The sequence below is a fragment of the Blastococcus brunescens genome (assembly GCF_035320885.1).
Lineage (GTDB): Bacteria > Actinomycetota > Actinomycetes > Mycobacteriales > Geodermatophilaceae > Blastococcus_B > Blastococcus_B brunescens.
The window spans coordinates 1,414,699-1,429,420 of record NZ_CP141261.1 but is presented as its reverse complement, the minus strand read 5'-3'; the positions used below and the strand labels follow the sequence as shown (position 1 = coordinate 1,429,420).

Sequence of the window (14,722 nt, the reverse complement as noted above, 5' to 3'; positions counted from 1 at the left end):
GATCAGCGGTGTGCTTTCGTGCCGCGCACCGCCGCGCCGACGCATGATCACTGGCACGGTGAGGGGTGCTGGCCGTACTCGCCCCCGGACAGGGCGCGCAGAAGCCCGGAATGCTCACCGACTGGCTCGACCTCCCCGGCGCCGAGGCCTTCTTCCGCTGGGCCGGGGCGATCGCCGATGCCGACCTGCTGACGCTCGGCACGACCGGCGACGCCGAGGCCATCACGGACACCGCGGTCACCCAGCCGCTCGTCGTCGCGATGAGCCTCTTCGTGGCGCGCGAGCTCGGCGGGCTGCCCGGTCCGGTGAACCACAGCCCGCACGCCGGCCGCGACGTCGTCATCACCGGGCACAGCGTCGGCGAGCTCACCGCCGCCGCGCTCGCCGGCGTGCTCTCCGTCGAGGCCGCGATCGCGCTGACCGCCGTGCGCGGCCGGGCGATGGCCGCGGCCTGCGCGCAAACCCCGACCGGCATGTCCGCCGTCCTCGGTGGCGAGCCCGACGAGGTGCTGGCCGCGATCGAGGAGCACGGCCTCACCCCCGCCAACATGAACGGCGCGGGGCAGATCGTGGCGGCCGGTGCGCTCGACGGCCTGGCCGCGCTGAAGGCAGCCCCGCCCACGAAGGCCCGCATCATGCCGCTCTCCGTCGCCGGCGCCTTCCACACCGAGTACATGGCGTCGGCACGAACCGAGCTCGAGGGGCTCGTCGGCGGGCTCTCCCCGCCGAGCCGAGCCGCCTCCTGCTCTCCAACGCCGACGGCTCCGCCGTCCCGAGCGGCGCCGAGACGGTCTCCCGGCTCGTCAGCCAGGTGACCAGCCCGGTGCGCTTCGACGCCTGCCTGGCCACCATGCGCGAACTCGGCGTCACCGCCGTCATCGAGCTACCCCCGGCCGGCGCACTGGCCGGCCTCGCGAAGCGGGGTGGAAGGGTGCCGGCATCGAGATCCTCGCCCTGACCGGCCCGGCCGACCTCGACCGTGCCCGCGAGCTCATCGGCGCCGAGCGCGGCCGCCCGGAGGCGGAGCACCTGCCCGACTGGCGCGTGGTCGTCTCCCCGCGCGCGGCACGATCAGTCCGGCCGAGATCGCCGAGGGGACGCACCTGCCGGCCGGGACGCCCCTGGGCCTGGTCCGCAGCCGCCGCGACGAAGTCCATGTCTCCGCCGCCTACGACGGGGTACTGGCCGAGTGGCTCGTCCACGAAGGCGACCTCGTGGACGCCGGAGATCCGATCGCCCGTCTCTATCCGGAGGTCTCGGCATGACCGCTCTGCAGGTGCCGGACGGCTCGCCAGGCGCACGCATCCTCGGGTTCGGCAGCTACCGGCCCCGCCGCCGGGTCACCAACCACGAGTTGGCCGAGCGGATGGACACCAACGACGAGTGGATCCAGTCGCGGGTCGGCATCGCCGAGCGCCGGTGGGCCGAACCCGACGAGACGCTCGTGGAGATGTCCGTCGCCGCCGGGGGCAAGGCGCTGGCCGACAGCGGGCTCGGTGCGAACGACATCGACCTGGTGCTCCTGGCCACCACCAGCCCGCCCAAGGCGATCCCCGGGCTCGCTCCGCGGATCGCGTACCAGCTCGGTGTGCCCCGTCCCGGCGCTTTCGACGTCAACGCCGGCTGCGCCGGCTGGTGCTACGCCCTGAGCGCGGCCGCCGACGCCATCCGCACCGGGTCCGCGCGCAACGCGCTGGTCATCGGCGGCGAGCGGCTCACCGACTACACCGACCTGGACGACCGGTCGACGGCCGTGATCTTCGCCGACGGCGCCGGCGCGGCGGTCGTCGGCCCGTCCGACGAGCCGGCGGTGGGCCCGGTGGTCTGGGGCAGCGACGGCGACCTGCACGAGGCGATCGCGATCCCCGAGAACGAGACGGGCATGAGCATGGCCGGCCAGGCGGTCTACCGCTGGGCGACGACCAAGCTCACCGACACCCTCGCGGAGGCCATGCGCCGCGCGGGCGTCGGCCCCGACGACATCGACGTCTTCGCCCCCACCAGGCCAACCTCCGCATCATCGAGCTCATGGCCAAGCGGCTGAAGCTGCCGGCGCGGACCGTCATCGCCCGCGACGTCGTGCGGTCGGGCAACACGTCGTCGGCGTCCGTGCCCCTGGCGCTCTCGGCCCTGCTGGAGAGCGGCGAGGCCAAGAGCGGCGACCTCGCCCTGCTGCTGGGCTACGGCGCGGGCCTCACCTTCGCCGGTCAGGTCGTCGTGCTCCCTTGAGCGCCACCACCCCCGTGGGCGGCGTTCCGGCGAACAACCCCACCCCTAGATCCCCGGGACACCGCGTCCCGGACGTCGGCGGCTCCCCGCCGCCCCATCCGGAGAGAGGACCCGCCCCGGGTGAGTGAGCTCGCGAACGAACCAATGAGCACAGCAGCAATGCGAACGCAGCCGACGAGCGCCAGCGAGGAGACGAAGTGAGCAGCACCCAGGAGATCCAGACCGGGTTGGCCGAGATCCTCGAGGAGGTCGCCGGGGTGACCCCGCCGACGCGACTCCCGAGAAGTCGTTCACCGACGACCTCGACGTCGACTCGCTGTCGATGGTCGAGATCGCCACCGCCGTCGAGGACAAGTTCGGCGTCGCGATCCCCGACGACGAGCTCGGCAACATCAAGACCGTCGGCGACGCGATCAGCTACATCGAGAAGAACCAGGGCTGAGTCCCTCGGGCCCTGCCGCCTCCGCGGCGGCGGGGCCCGCCCGCATCCCCGGCCAACCGGCCGATGTCCCAGGAGGAGCCACCATGAGCACGCCCGTCACCGACGTCGTCGTCACCGGACTCGGTGCCACCACGCCTCTGGGCCGCGACGTCGCCAGCACGTGGGACGCGCTGCTCGCCGGGCGGTCGGGAGTCAGCCGGATCACCGACGACTGGATCAAGGAGTACCCGGCGCAGCTCGTCGCCCGCCTGGCCGTCGACCCGGCCGAGCAGATCGACCGCGTCCGTGCCCGGCGCCTCGACCGCAGCCAGCAGGTGGCCGTGATCGCCGCAGAGGAGGCCTGGCGCGACTCGGGGGCCGGCGATTCCGGCGTCGCCGCTGAGCGCATCGCCGTCGTCGTCGGCACCGGTATCGGGGGCGCGCTGACCCTGCTGGGCCAGGACGACGTCCTCGAGGAGAAGGGCCCCAAGCGGGTCTCCCCTTCACCATCCCGATGCTGATGCCCAACGGTCCGGCTGCCGCCGTCGGCCTCGCGATCGGCGCCAAGGGCGGCGTCCACGCGCCCGTCAGTGCCTGCGCCTCCGGCGCGGAGGCGATCCGCTGGGGCCTGGACCTGATCCGCTTCGACCGGGCCGACGTCGTCCTCGTCGGCGGCACCGAGGCGTGCGTGCACCCGCTGCCCATGGCCGGCTTCGCCGCGATGCGCGCCATGTCCACGCGCAACGACGAGCCGGAACGGGCATCCCGACCGTTCGACAAGGCCCGCGACGGCTTCGTGCTCGGGGAGGGCGCCGCGTGCATCGTGCTGGAGAAGGCCGACGCCGCCAAGGCCCGCGGGGCCCGCATCCACGCCCGTCTCGCCGGTGCCGGCGGGACGGCCGACGGCTACGACCTCGTCGCCCCCACCCGGAGGGCGAGGGCGCGTCCCGGGCCATCTCGGCCGCCCTCCGCGACGCCGGCCTCTCCCCCACCGACATCGGCCACGTCAACGCCCACGCCACCTCGACGCCGGTCGGTGACACCGCCGAGGCGGCGGCGATCCGCTCGTCGCTCGGCGAGCACGTGCTGGTCAGCGCGACGAAGAGCCAGACCGGTCACCTGCTCGGCGCGGCCGGCGCGCTGGAGTCGGTCTTCACCATCCTGGCCCTGCGCGAGCAGATCGTGCCCGCCACCGCCAACTTGGACGACCCGGACGACGACGCAGCCGTCCAGTCCCTCGACATCGTGCGGAACGAACCGCGCCGCGCCACCCTCACCGCCGCCGTCAACGACTCGTTCGGCTTCGGCGGTCACAACATGGCACTGGTCTTCACGACTGCCTAGCGAGAGGACCTCGCTGCCCCCGCCACTCGCACGCTCGCAGGCGGGCCCCTGCAGCGAGGCCACACAACCCGGAGGACAAGTGACCACCGTCCAAGCCGCCCCCGCCCCGCCCACCCCCGACCCGCGCGACCCCGAGGACCGCCTCCAGCGGTTCTTCGACGCCGGATCGATGGAGCTGCTCGCCGCCCGCGACACCTCCGGTGTCCTGGCCGCCCGCGGCACGGTGAGCGGCAGCCCCGTGGTCGCCTTCTGCACCGACGCCACCGTCATGGGCGGCGCGATGGGCGTCGACGGCTGCCGGCACATCGTCGACGCGATCGACACCGCCCTGCGCGAGCGCGTGCCGTCGGTGGGTATCTGGCACTCCGGGGGTGCCCGCCTCGCCGAGGGCGTCACCGCCCTGCACGCCGTCGGCGAGGTGTTCGCGGCGATGGTCCGCGCCTCGGGGCGGGTGCCGCAGATCTCCGTCGTCCTGGGCGCGGCTGCCGGCGGTGCCGCCTACGGCCCGGCGCTCACCGACCTGGTGATCATGGGACCGGCCGGCCGGGTGTTCGTCACCGGCCCGGACGTCGTCCGCTCGGTCACCGGTGAGGTCGTCGACCAGGAGCAGCTGGGCGGACCCGACACGCACGGTCGGCGCAGCGGTGTCGTGCACGTCGTCACCGATTCCGAGGCCGCGGCGCTGGAGACGGCCCGCCTGGCGGTCGACCTGCTGGCCGACCAGGGCACGTTCGCGCCTCCCGACAGCGCGCCGGACGTCGACCTCAGCGCACTGCTGCCCGAGCAGAAGCAGCGCGCCTACGACGTCAAGCCGGTGATCTCCAACCTGCTCGACGGCCCGGGCCTGGAGATGCACCCGCGCTTCGCCCCGAACGTCGTCACCACCCTCGGCCGGCTGGCGGGCCGGACGGTCGGCGTCGTGGCCAACAACCCGTTGCGGCTGGGGGGTGCCTGGATTCCGCCTCCGCAGAGAAGGCGGCCCGCTTCGTGCGCATGTGCGACGCCTTCGGGGTGCCGCTGGTCGTGCTGGTCGACGTGCCCGGCTACCTGCCCGGCGTCGGTCAGGAGTGGGACGGCGTGGTGCGCCGCGGGGCCAAGCTGCTGCACGCGTTCGCCGAGGCGGTCGTGCCGCGGGTGACGCTGGTGACGCGGAAATCCTTCGGCGGGGCCTACATCGCGATGAACGCCCGTTCTCTGGGGGCGACGGCGGTGTTCGCCTGGCCCGGGGCCGAGGTCGCCGTCATGGGCGCGAAGGCCGCCGTCGGCATCCTGCACCGCAAGAAGCTGGCCGCCGTGCCGCCCGGCGAGCGCGAGGCCCTGCACGCGCAGCTGGCCGAGGAGCACGAGCGGATCGCCGGGGGCGTGAACCGGGCGCTGCAGATCGGCGTCGTCGACGAGGTGGTGGAGCCCGCGCAGACCAAGCGCCGGCTCATCGCGGCGCTCGCCGCCGCCCCGCCCGGCCGGGGAGCGCACGGCAACATCCCCTCTGAGGGCGAGAACGATCAGGTTCCCTGATCGTTCGGTGTCCTGCCTCACCGTCGACCGTGGGGCAGGACCCCGAACGGCGAGGTAGGACGGGCCGGGGCGCACGAGAAGGTCGCCCGGACGCCGCTTCCCCGACGGCGCCCGGACGACCTGGTCCCAGGCTACGACCATCCGGCGAGTCGACCCGGACCGTCGTAGCTGATTCGTTACCCCGACCTAGACCACCTGGTGCAGCCAGGTGGCCGGACTCCCGTCGCCGGCGTGCCGGTAGACCTCGAGGTCGGAGTCCCAGGCGGCACCGAGCAGCTCGTCGACCCCGTGACGGAAGGCCTCGGCCGACGACGCGGTGGCCGCGAGGTGCCGCAGCTGCTGCTCGCTGATCATGATGTCGCCGTTGGCGCTCGTGGGAGCGCGGAAGACACCGTGCCCGGGCACGTAGGACATGCGCTCGCCGTCATTGCCGTGGCTGGCTTCCTCGGTGACCTCGAAGCGCAGCATCGGCCACGCGCGCAGCGCAGCGACGAGCCGGGCACCGGTACCGGGCGAACCGGTCCAGGCGACCTCGGCACGGTAGGAACCGTGTGCCGCGGGCTGCTCAGCCCACGACAGGGAGACCGGCGCGCCGACGACGCGTTCGAGCGCCCACTCGACATGCTGGCAGAGCGCCTTCGGGCACGCGTGCACGAAGACGACACCCTGGGTAGACCGTCGCTGCACGAGGCACCTCCATCGACTCGATTGGTCTCGTCTTCCCCTACGGACCATCGATTCGGTGACGCGCTGTATTCGGCAGTGGCGGAACAGGGCTTCCGGGAACAGTTTGCACGATGAGGTGCCCATCGCGCCAGCCCGGCTGGGACAGTTGGTGCGAATGTGACGGATGGTCACCGGTGGTACCTCTTATCGCTGGTCAAACGCCTTTACCACGAGGTCAGGGCGACGTCCAGTGGGCCGGGCGCGTTCTGGAGAGGCACGCCCGGGAGTCGGAACCGCTGTCCCACCACCCGTTTCAGGCCTGTGAGCGGCATCGCACGATCGATCACGGAGCGTGACCGCGGATCCTCGCCCGGGCGCACCGGCGCCAGTTCGACTCAGTACGCGAGGCTGGTGATGCGGTTGCCGCCGGCGGTCTTCGACCGGTACATGGCGGCATCGGCGCGGTGCAGAAGGTCCTCGACGTCGTCACCCGGCTCGACCTCGGCGACACCGACGCTGGCGGTCACCCCGAGCGGGCCGCCCACCTGCGCGACGGCGGCGCGGAGCCGCTCGGCGAGCATCTCACCGGAGGAGCTGACCGAGGCATCGGCCAGGACGGCGAACTCGTCGCCCCCAGCCGGGCGACCGTGTCGGTCTCGCGCACGGCGCCGCCCAGCGCGGTGCCGACCGCCTTCAGCATGGCGTCGCCCGCGGCGTGCCCACCGGCGTCGTTGACGGCCTTGAAGCCGTCCAGGTCCACCAGGCAGACGACGCTCTGGTGCCCCCAGGCGGCGTCGTGCACAGCGGCGGTGACGCGGTCGATGAAGGCCCGCCGGTTCGGGATCCCGGTCAGTGGATCGGTCGCCGCCAGGGTCTCCTGGGTACGCATGAGCAGGAGCTGGCGGTCGTAGGCGGCCCAGGAGTTCGCGGACGCCATGGCGCAGACCATGGTGAAGGCGCCCATGATCGCCAGGAAGAACAGCCCCGTGGTGCTCAGCCCACCGGGCAGCTCGACGAACAGCAGATAGCTGAGCGTCATGACGCTGCCCATGGCGACCACGCCGTAGGGCGAGTATGCGACGGCCATGAAGGTCAGCGTGAGGAACAGCAGTGCGTCCAGCGGACTGGACGAACCGCCGTCCAGACGGGTGCCGATGACCACGACGACCGTGGTGGCGAGGGTCCAGGCGTAGAACATCGTCGGCCCGCGTGAGTCGCGCATCATGGCCGGCAGCGGGAGGAGCAGCAGGCAGGGGACGCCCACGACGATCAGGCCGGTCAGCCCGAGGATCACCGGGGAGTGCCGGCCGGGGCTGTCGGTGAAGAGGGTGTAGCCGATGACGACGAGAGCGGCGACCTCGCTGAGCAGGATGCCGATCCGCACGTGGCGCACCCAGTACGCGGCACGGGTCTCGTCCTCGGCGAGCGGCCGGTAGAGCCCGGCGCGGACCGTCGCGAGCAGCCGGCGGAGACGGCTCGGCCGGGAGACGCCTGGCGTCCTCCTCGCCCGGCGATCTCCGGGCAGTCGTTCGGTCACGGTTGTGCGATCGGCCCCCGAGGTGCGCGGCTTGACACCTCGCTCACCCCTCGGAGGGAGATCCGTTGCCGGGACGACGTGGCGCGTGCCACGCCTGACCTGCGCCGTCCGATGCCTGTCCGACGGCTGGAGGGGTAGTGCGGCTGTCGTGGGACGGGACCAGGGAATGGCGGACGCCGGTCGCGACGAGGTCGCCGGCCGGGTGCTGAGCGCGTGGGACGCGTTCATCGAGCGGGCCGAGGCCGTCGAGCTCGACCGTCCCTCCCGGCTGGGCGGCTGGCGGGCGCAGGAGATCTGCGTGCACCTCGGGTGCTGGGACGACCACACCGCCATGGCGGACCTGATCGCCTCCGCACGCGCCGGCGGCTCGGGCACTCCCCGGACGTCGACGCCACCAACGCGCGGGTGACCGCGGCCCACCTGGACGCGTCCCGGAGCGAGGTGCTCGACGCGCTGCGCCGCAACCGGGAGGCGACCGCCCGCTACCTGGCCGAGGAGCCGGAGGAGCTCGACACGGCCCCCACGGTGTCCGTCGTCGGCCGCATCCCGCTGTTGAGCGTCGTCCTGGGGCAGGCCTACGAGCTCGCCGTCCACGGGCTGGACCTCGTGTCCTGCGGCGCCCCTCCCCCACCGCCGGAGGTCCTGCAGTCGGGCCTCGCCGCCCTCACCGACGTGACCGGCGCGCTGGCCGCGTCGATGAGCATCGACGGCGAGGTCACCCTCGCCACCCCGGAGGACGGCTGGACCTTCGTGTCCGAGGCCGGGGGCTGGACGGTCCGGCAGGTGGCCGCGGGGCGGATCGACGGGCCCGCTGTGGAGGGGGCGGCCGACCTGCTGCTGGAGGCCGCGTCGGGTCGGGTCAACCCGGTGCCGGCCGTGGCCCGGCGCAGGCTGAAGATCCACGACGTGGGCGGGCTGCTCCAGCTGGCGCCGATCGTGCAGGCCGTACCGGGCATCCCGGGCGGCCCCATCCTCCAGCTCGCGGCCCGCACCGTGGGCGGGGCCGGCGGCATGCTGGGCAGGCTGTTCCGGAAGGGTTAGACCGCCTCGCGGCCGGACGCCGGACGACGGCGCCAGGCGAGCGCACCGAGACCGCCGGCCACGAGGACCATGCCCACCGCGGGGACGACCGTGGACGCCGTCGCCCCGTCGGCGAGGGCGCCGGCCGAGGCGCCGACGCCGACCTGCACGACGGTGCCGGGGATCAGCCCGAGCGCCGTGGCGAGCGCGTAGGGGTCAGCCGGACCGCGGTGAGACCCGCCCCGTAGCTGAGGGCGACGAACGGCACGACGGGGAGCAGACGCCCGAGCAGCAGCGCCCAGAACCCGCGCTCGGCCATCAGCCGGTCCACCCTCGCCAGCCCCCGGCCCGCGAACCGGGCCACCGCCGGGCGGCCCAGGCCCCGGCTGAGCCCGAACGCCGCCAGCCCACCGAGCAGACCGCCCGCGAGCGCGACCGCGACACCCGCCGGGAACCCGGCGAGGACGCCCACGAGGACGGAGACGGCGGACCGCGGGACGGGCGCCAGCAGCACCAGTGCCACGCCCGTCACCATGCCGGTCCAGCCCCACGGTCCCGCCGCGTCGACCCAGCCGCGGGCCGTCGCGACGTCGGGCAGGTCGACGGCGGCCACGGCCACCAGTCCGACGACGACGAGCAGCACCAGGACGGCGGCGCGCGCCCGGGTGCTGTCCGCCGCCGTCCTCACCGGCTCATCGTCGCCCAGGGAATGGATCGGGGTCAGCAGCCCCCGCCGAGGGAGATCCCGCGGGCGCTGAGCCACGGGACCGGGTTGCCCCGGTTGGCATAGAGGCCGCCGGTGTGCACCTCGAAGTGCAGGTGCGGGCCGGTGGACTGACCGCGGTTGCCGACCTCGGCGATCTGGTGGCCGGCCTGGACCACCTGGCCGGCGGACACGAACATCTGGTTGACGTGCCCGTAGAGCGTGATGGCGCCGTCCCCGTGCTGCACCGCGACGGCCAGCCCGAAGCCGCTGGCCGGTCCCGCCTGGAGCACGATGCCGTCCTCGGGTGTGTACACCGGCGTGCCGATGGGCGCGGCGATGTCGATGCCGGCGTGCAGGGTCCCCATCGGGATCCGTAGCAGGACGTGACGCGGCCGCTCGTGGGGGCGACGGCCCCGCCGGCCGAGCTCAGCATGTTCACGGCTGCGGCGCTCGCCTGCTGCGCCGAGTGCGTGGCGACCGGGTCCGGGGTGCCCTGCAGGGTCAGCAGCCGGATCTCGGCCTCGCGCAGCTCCGCGTCGAGGGCTGCCTTCTCGGCCGCGACGGCGTCGAAGGTGCCCTGCGCGGCGGCGAGCTGCGCGTGCGCGGCCGCCTCGGCCTCGTCGGCCACCCGGGCGAGCTCGTCCCGCTCGCTGACGGCGGCGCGGGCGGCACGGTCGGCCCGGGCCTCACGGACCTCCACCGCCTCCATCTGCTCCAGCACCTGGGTCCGCTCCAGGCCGAGGTGCTCGAGGGTGGCCGCCTGCTGGAGCACCTCGGTGGGGCTGTCGGCGTCGAGCAGGAGCGCGACGTCGCCGAACCTGTCGTCGGCGCCCATGTAGGCCTCGCGGCCGATGGTCGAGACCTCGTCGCTGGTCTCGGCGACCGCGGCCCGGGCCTCGGCGAGCACGGTCGCGGTCTCGTTCGCCTCCTCCTGTGCGGCGGCGAGCGCGGCCTGCGCGGCGAGGGCCTCGCCGCTGGCGGCCTCGGCCTCGATGGTCATCCGCTGCAGCGTCTGCTCGGCCTCGGTGACGCGCGCGGCGATGGCGGCCACCCGGGCGGCGGCCTGGTCGTGGGCGGTCTGCGCCTCGGCGGTGCGGGCGCTGGGCGCTGCCTGGGCGACCGATGTGCTGAGGAGAGCGGCGGTGAGTGCGCCGGCGACGAGGGTGGCCCGTCGGACGCGCTGTCGGGGACGACGCCGGCTGAGCGGCTGGACGGATGTGGGCGTGACTGTGTGGTGCTGAGCCGCCAAGGCGACGCTTCTCCTGTTCCTCGCGTCCGCCTACCGAGTTAGCTGACGGGTTCGGGCCGCAAGTGCCCTACTCGCCCGCGTCCCTTCCCCGTGACGCGCGGGCGTGATTCACCCCAGTACTGCGGTGGTTCCCCGGTCCGCGCGGCCATCAGGCCGACGCGGTTCGGCGGGGCCCGTCCGATGCCCTCGGGTGCGAAGGCGGATGTCGTCCGGGCCGCGGACGAAGCTACAGCTAGATCGGCCTGATGTCACAGCCGGATAACAAGACGCACGTCAGGTCACAGGCCGGTGTTCCGGCTCCGCTCGGTCCGGTGCGGATGGCACTCCGGGAGCCCGGCGTCGTCTGGCAGGCTGTCCGGGTCGGGGCGGTAGCTCAGCCGGTCAGAGCATGGGACTCATAATCCCTGGGTCGTGGGTTCGAGCCCCACCCGCCCCACCATCAGGCCGTACGCCCAGAGGACGCGCAGATCGGGTGCGGCACAGCGCTCGTACAGGCTGGGACTGCGTGAGGCGGGGAAGCGTGCACGAGCTGGGAAGCGGGTTGTGTCGACGACCTGGTCGTGCGGCCGGCCGGGACACGCGCCCGTCGGCCACCATCCATCGCACGGAACTTTCCTTTACAGTTGCGCCCTATCTGTATGGGTTAGTTCCGAGGAGATGTGATGGCCTGGAGCGGTCTGCCATCGACGTTCACCTACTCGCAGGCGCGTGCAGCCGGTATGACCAAGCACGAGCTGTACCGGCTGCGAGACCGTGGCGACGTCGAAGCGATCGGCCGCGGCCTGTACCGCCAGACCAGCGCACCTCTGGCCGACCTAGACCTCGTCACAATCGCGGAAAGGGCCTCCAAAGCCACCCTCTGCCTGACGTCGGCACTGGTCGAGCACGAACTGACCGACACCATCCCGGTCGAACATGACGTCGCGCTGCCGCGCGGCACCTGGCACCCGCACGTCGACGTTCCGGTTCACTGGCACAGCTTCGCGACGGACACCTTTCATATCGGTCGTGACCGACTGGCCCTCGACGATGACACGGAGATCGGCCTCTACAGTGCTCCGCGCACCATCGTCGACGTCTTCCGTATGCGCGGCGCGGTCGGCCCGGACTTGGCCTATGAAGCGCTTCGCCGCTGGTTGCGACGGGGCGGACAACCGGTCGAGCTGCTCCGTATCGCGAAGTCCTTCCCCGAGCGACTTCGTCGCTTCGGCAGGCTCTGGAGGTCCTGCTCTGACCCCGCCGCGCCGCGCCAACGCCACGCGCGCCACGCCCGATGGCCGCGCGTACCTGGACCTACGGTCAGAAGCCAAGAAGGCCGGCCGCGCCACCGCCGAGTACCTGCGCCTGTACGCGCTCGAAGGATTCCTGACCCGCCTCGCCGTGTCGCCGCATGCCCGCAACCTCGTCCTCAAGGGTGGCGTGCTGCTGGCTGCCTATGACCTGCGCCGCCCGACCGCAGACATCGACTTCGCCGCGCGGGCTCAATCTCGGGAGATCGCCCATGTGCGTCAGCTGGTCATCGAGGTGGCCCGAACCGGCCTGCCGCCCGGCCAGGACGACGGGCTCCAGTTCGACACCTCCGACGTTCACGCCGAGGCCATCCGAGACGAGGACGAGTACAACGGCGTGCGAGTCACCTTGCGCGCCCGGCTCGCCACCGCCCAGGAGACCTTTCACGTCGACGTCAACGTCGGCGACCCGATCTGGCCGCAGCCCGAGACGGTGCACGTTCCGCGGCTGCTGGGCGGACAGATCGACCTGCTCGGCTACCCGATCCCCATGGTGCTTGCAGAGAAGGTGGTCACCGCCGCTCAGCGCGGCACGGCGAGCACCCGCTGGCGGGACTTCGGCGACATCTACCTGCTGACCGGCTCCCACTCCTTCGACGCACGGGCCGCACGAGGGGCACTGCTGACGGTGGCCACCCACCGCGGCGCAGACCTTCGGCCGCTGCGCGACATCCTCGACGGCTACGCCGAACTCGCTCAGACCCGCTACCGCCGGTGGCGCGATCGTCAACATCTGCAGGACCGGCTGCCCGACCAGTTCGGCGAACTCCTCGAAGCCACCGTGCGGTTCGCCGACCCGCTGCTCGACACAACAACCGTGCCGGACACGGCGACGTGGGCCCCGGCCAACCGCGACTGGAGCCCCTGAGCCCGGGACTATCGATCGCCAGACGCGGCGGGACACAGGGAGGCGGTGTGCGCAGTGGGCGTTACAGCCGGGTACTGGCTGCCGGACGCTCGTCAGCGAGCTGCGTCTTCGCATGTCAGCGCAGCGTTCAGCCGGAAAGTGCTCATAATCCCTGGTCGTGGGTTCGAGCCCCACCCGCCCCACCATCGGTCGCTGCTCACTGACTGCAGTGACGCACTCACGTTTCATCAGCGCGCACCGTCGTCACTCGTACGGTCCGACAACACCACTGGAACGGTCGTGGCGTCCGTAGACGTCCTTCGTCAGACCGGACACGCTGACCACCGACGGCGTTCCGTGACGCGGGAGTTCTTGTGGGCAGACATCGGGTTGGGCGACGCGGGTCCGGCCGATCGGTGCAGGTGCTGGGCACCGCCTGTTTCACGCTCGCTGTCGCCGCCGTCGTGACGGCCGTCCAACCGGTCCCGGACCCGGTCGTCGCCTCTGGTGGCACCCCGGCCGCGGCCCAGGGCCTGCACGCACTGGGCGGGGCGTGGGCCCCGGTGGACGAGTCGGAACCTGCCGGCGGCCCCTCGAGATCCCCGAGATCGGGGTCGTGCTCGAGGACTACGACGAGCGGTACGCCGCTCTCGACGCCGCCCGCGTCGCGCAGCAGACGCGGGCGGACGACGAGAGCACCGCACCGTCGACGACTCCCGTCGAGGCACGGCCTGCCCCTCCGGCGCAGAGCCCCGCCGAGGAGCCACCGGTGGCGCAGCCGCCAGCCACTCCCCGGCCTCTCCGACAGCGCCGCCCCTCCCACCCCGGCAACGCCCTCGACACCACCGACCCCGACCCCACCGACCTCGACCTCACCGCCCTCCACTGCGCCGACCTCGACAGAGCCGCCCTCCACTGCGCCGACCTCGACACCACCGACCTCGACCCCGCCGACGACCCCGCCGCCGACGACCCCGCCGCCGACGACGCCCCCGGCGGAGGAGTCACCGCCACCGCCACCGCCCACGGACACGGACACGGACACGACCCTGGCGCTCGGCCAGCGCCACGAGTACGTGGACGCCGACGGAAACGTGGAGCTGTCGATCACCCTGGTCAGCGTCTCGGTCGAGCAGGGCTGCGCGGCCGGCAGCATCCCGCCCGAGAACGGTCACCTGATCGGCCTGCACCTCGAGGTCGTGGATCCCGACCCGCCGGCCGCGGCCGGGCAGCCGTCGATCAGCGCCGCGGACTTCCGGTTCCACGACGCCGACGACGTGCTGACGACGGACGTGGACACCGCCGCCGCGGCCGCCTGCCTGGAGGACGGCTGGCTGGCGGGTCCGCCCGGCCCGGACGGGCCGGTCGAGGGCACGGTCGTGCTCGACGTCCCCTCGGCGACCGGGACGATCGTCTACCGCCCCGAGGGCCGGCCGGCCGGGCTCCGCTGGCAGGTCTCCGCCGCCGGGTGACCGCCGTCGCCGGACGAGCAGACATGACTACCGGGCGGACGACCGAGTCACCGCGCGACGGCGGAGTGGACGGCCACCGGCGACGGCGTCGGCTCGACCGATCCCAGGCCGTCCGCGACGTGGTCGGGATCGTGGGGACCGACGTCCCCGCGGATGCGAACGACGGAGCACCGGCGCAGCAGGCCCCACCAGGTCGTGACGAAGACACCCCGCGTGCGAGGCTCGTCGCGCTCCCCGGCGAGAGGACCCTGTGCCATCCGACAGCCTGCTGGCCGCCCGTGTGCAGGCCGTGCTCGACATCCCGCTGCACCGCTTCCTCGGCATGCAGCTGCGCGACCCGGCCGAGCCGTCTGCAGGCATCTGGTTCCCGGTGGCCGAGCCGGCGCAGAACCAGGCTCGGGTGCTGCACGGCGGCGTCGTCTACACG

19 protein-coding genes, 1 tRNA gene, 3 pseudogenes and 1 riboswitch are annotated in these 14,722 nt (G+C 73.0%); of the genes and pseudogenes, 17 read left to right on the top strand and 6 right to left on the bottom strand.

Going from position 1 to position 14,722, the window contains the following annotated elements; translation table 11 throughout:
- Window positions 1–65: 65 nt before the first annotated feature.
- The 9 genes and pseudogenes from U6N30_RS09540 (at window position 66) to U6N30_RS09495 (ending at window position 5,509) form a co-directional block, all read left to right on the top strand.
- Entirely contained in the window at window positions 66–815 is a 750-nt protein-coding gene (locus tag U6N30_RS09540; protein ID WP_324277101.1) for an ACP S-malonyltransferase, read from the top strand.
- A complete protein-coding gene (locus U6N30_RS09535) occupies window positions 812–958 on the top strand; it encodes a hypothetical protein (RefSeq protein ID WP_324278668.1) in 147 nt (48 codons plus the stop codon). Before U6N30_RS09540 ends, U6N30_RS09535 begins: the two co-directional genes overlap by 4 nt.
- On the top strand, window positions 924–1,265 hold the full coding sequence (locus U6N30_RS09530) for a biotin/lipoyl-containing protein (protein ID WP_324277100.1): 342 nt from the start codon (window positions 924–926) through the stop codon (window positions 1,263–1,265). Before U6N30_RS09535 ends, U6N30_RS09530 begins: the two co-directional genes overlap by 35 nt.
- Entirely contained in the window at window positions 1,262–2,044 is a 783-nt protein-coding gene (locus U6N30_RS09525) for a beta-ketoacyl-ACP synthase 3 (protein ID WP_324277099.1), read from the top strand. The genes U6N30_RS09530 and U6N30_RS09525 overlap by 4 nt, the downstream gene beginning before the upstream one ends.
- Complete coding sequence (locus U6N30_RS09520; RefSeq protein ID WP_324277098.1) at window positions 2,029–2,229, top strand: 3-oxoacyl-[acyl-carrier-protein] synthase III C-terminal domain-containing protein; 201 nt, start codon at window positions 2,029–2,031, stop codon at window positions 2,227–2,229. The genes U6N30_RS09525 and U6N30_RS09520 overlap by 16 nt, the downstream gene beginning before the upstream one ends.
- 322 nt (window positions 2,230–2,551) lie before the next feature.
- Window positions 2,552–2,671 (top strand): acyl carrier protein, encoded by a 120-nt coding sequence (locus U6N30_RS35390; RefSeq protein ID WP_479690592.1) that lies wholly within the window; start codon window positions 2,552–2,554, stop codon window positions 2,669–2,671.
- An 83-nt stretch (window positions 2,672–2,754) separates the two neighbouring features.
- Window positions 2,755–3,434 (top strand): annotated as a pseudogene (locus tag U6N30_RS33660) (beta-ketoacyl-[acyl-carrier-protein] synthase family protein); the annotation flags it as partial.
- A gap of 32 nt (window positions 3,435–3,466) precedes the next feature.
- Window positions 3,467–3,994, top strand: a complete 528-nt coding sequence (locus tag U6N30_RS09500) for a hypothetical protein (RefSeq protein WP_324278221.1) — start codon at window positions 3,467–3,469, stop codon at window positions 3,992–3,994.
- Window positions 3,995–4,163: 169 nt separating this feature from the next.
- Window positions 4,164–5,509, top strand: a pseudogene (locus U6N30_RS09495) (acyl-CoA carboxylase subunit beta).
- Window positions 5,510–5,695: 186 nt separating this feature from the next.
- Here U6N30_RS09495 and U6N30_RS09490 read toward each other — a convergent pair.
- Window positions 5,696–6,196 (bottom strand): DUF3145 domain-containing protein, encoded by a 501-nt coding sequence (locus tag U6N30_RS09490; protein WP_324277096.1) that lies wholly within the window; start codon window positions 6,194–6,196, stop codon window positions 5,696–5,698.
- Between the two features lie 374 nt (window positions 6,197–6,570).
- Window positions 6,571–7,064 (bottom strand): annotated as a pseudogene (locus U6N30_RS09485) (GGDEF domain-containing protein).
- 814 nt (window positions 7,065–7,878) lie between these two features.
- On the opposite strand from U6N30_RS09485, the gene U6N30_RS09480 reads away from it, so the two are divergent.
- Together U6N30_RS09480 and U6N30_RS09475 are read left to right on the top strand one after the other, a co-directional pair.
- Window positions 7,879–8,121, top strand: coding sequence for a hypothetical protein (locus U6N30_RS09480; protein WP_324277095.1), 243 nt, complete (start codon window positions 7,879–7,881; stop codon window positions 8,119–8,121).
- Window positions 8,118–8,753: a hypothetical protein gene (locus U6N30_RS09475; protein ID WP_324277094.1), complete on the top strand. Its 636-nt coding sequence runs from the start codon at window positions 8,118–8,120 to the stop codon at window positions 8,751–8,753. The genes U6N30_RS09480 and U6N30_RS09475 overlap by 4 nt, the downstream gene beginning before the upstream one ends.
- Here the strand turns inward: U6N30_RS09475 and U6N30_RS09470 are convergent.
- Genes U6N30_RS09470 through U6N30_RS09460 form a run of 3 tightly spaced genes read right to left on the bottom strand, consistent with a single transcriptional unit; the run spans window position 8,750 to window position 9,803 of the window.
- On the bottom strand, window positions 8,750–8,902 hold the full coding sequence (locus U6N30_RS09470; protein ID WP_324277093.1) for a hypothetical protein: 153 nt from the start codon (window positions 8,900–8,902) through the stop codon (window positions 8,750–8,752). The two genes, U6N30_RS09475 and U6N30_RS09470, sit on opposite strands and share 4 nt — an antisense overlap.
- Window positions 8,903–8,916: 14 nt before the next feature.
- Window positions 8,917–9,420 carry a TVP38/TMEM64 family protein gene (locus tag U6N30_RS09465; RefSeq protein WP_324277092.1) on the bottom strand — a complete coding sequence of 168 codons (504 nt, stop codon included), beginning with the start codon at window positions 9,418–9,420 and terminating at the stop codon, window positions 8,917–8,919.
- 32 nt (window positions 9,421–9,452) lie between these two features.
- Window positions 9,453–9,803: a M23 family metallopeptidase gene (locus U6N30_RS09460; RefSeq protein ID WP_324277091.1), complete on the bottom strand. Its 351-nt coding sequence runs from the start codon at window positions 9,801–9,803 to the stop codon at window positions 9,453–9,455.
- Window positions 9,804–9,821: 18 nt separating this feature from the next.
- On the opposite strand from U6N30_RS09460, the gene U6N30_RS09455 reads away from it, so the two are divergent.
- The 6 genes from U6N30_RS09455 (at window position 9,822) to U6N30_RS09430 (ending at window position 14,295) form a co-directional block, all read left to right on the top strand.
- Window positions 9,822–10,277: a hypothetical protein gene (locus U6N30_RS09455; protein ID WP_324277090.1), complete on the top strand. Its 456-nt coding sequence runs from the start codon at window positions 9,822–9,824 to the stop codon at window positions 10,275–10,277.
- A 12-nt stretch (window positions 10,278–10,289) separates the two neighbouring features.
- Window positions 10,290–10,679 carry a hypothetical protein gene (locus U6N30_RS09450; RefSeq protein ID WP_324277089.1) on the top strand — a complete coding sequence of 130 codons (390 nt, stop codon included), beginning with the start codon at window positions 10,290–10,292 and terminating at the stop codon, window positions 10,677–10,679.
- Window positions 10,680–10,714: 35 nt separating this feature from the next.
- Window positions 10,715–10,856: riboswitch (cyclic di-AMP (ydaO/yuaA leader) on the bottom strand.
- 193 nt (window positions 10,857–11,049) lie between these two features.
- Window positions 11,050–11,126 (top strand) — tRNA-Ile (locus U6N30_RS09445).
- 223 nt (window positions 11,127–11,349) lie between these two features.
- Window positions 11,350–12,126, top strand: coding sequence for a type IV toxin-antitoxin system AbiEi family antitoxin domain-containing protein (locus U6N30_RS09440; RefSeq protein WP_324277088.1), 777 nt, complete (start codon window positions 11,350–11,352; stop codon window positions 12,124–12,126).
- Entirely contained in the window at window positions 12,068–12,844 is a 777-nt protein-coding gene (locus U6N30_RS09435) for a nucleotidyl transferase AbiEii/AbiGii toxin family protein (protein WP_324277087.1), read from the top strand. Before U6N30_RS09440 ends, U6N30_RS09435 begins: the two co-directional genes overlap by 59 nt.
- Before the next feature lie 443 nt (window positions 12,845–13,287).
- On the top strand, window positions 13,288–14,295 hold the full coding sequence (locus tag U6N30_RS09430) for a hypothetical protein (RefSeq protein ID WP_324277086.1): 1,008 nt from the start codon (window positions 13,288–13,290) through the stop codon (window positions 14,293–14,295).
- Window positions 14,296–14,342: 47 nt separating this feature from the next.
- On the opposite strand, the gene U6N30_RS09425 is transcribed toward U6N30_RS09430, so the two are convergent.
- Window positions 14,343–14,552, bottom strand: a complete 210-nt coding sequence (locus U6N30_RS09425) for a hypothetical protein (protein WP_324277085.1) — start codon at window positions 14,550–14,552, stop codon at window positions 14,343–14,345.
- Between the last annotated feature and the right edge of the window lie 170 nt (window positions 14,553–14,722).

Coding starts and splice junctions, on each gene's coding strand:
- U6N30_RS09520 (WP_324277098.1), top strand. CDS start 2,029: ATGGCCAAGCGGCTGAAGCTGCCGGCGCGGACCGTCATCGCCCGCGAC.
- U6N30_RS09480 (WP_324277095.1), top strand. CDS start 7,879: ATGGCGGACGCCGGTCGCGACGAGGTCGCCGGCCGGGTGCTGAGCGCG.
- U6N30_RS09440 (WP_324277088.1), top strand. CDS start 11,350: ATGGCCTGGAGCGGTCTGCCATCGACGTTCACCTACTCGCAGGCGCGT.
- U6N30_RS09450 (WP_324277089.1), top strand. CDS start 10,290: ATGGTCGAGACCTCGTCGCTGGTCTCGGCGACCGCGGCCCGGGCCTCG.
- U6N30_RS35390 (WP_479690592.1), top strand. CDS start 2,552: ATGGTCGAGATCGCCACCGCCGTCGAGGACAAGTTCGGCGTCGCGATC.
- U6N30_RS09460 (WP_324277091.1), bottom strand. CDS start 9,803: ATGGGGACCCTGCACGCCGGCATCGACATCGCCGCGCCCATCGGCACG.
- U6N30_RS09525 (WP_324277099.1), top strand. CDS start 1,262: ATGACCGCTCTGCAGGTGCCGGACGGCTCGCCAGGCGCACGCATCCTC.
- U6N30_RS09425 (WP_324277085.1), bottom strand. CDS start 14,552: ATGGCACAGGGTCCTCTCGCCGGGGAGCGCGACGAGCCTCGCACGCGG.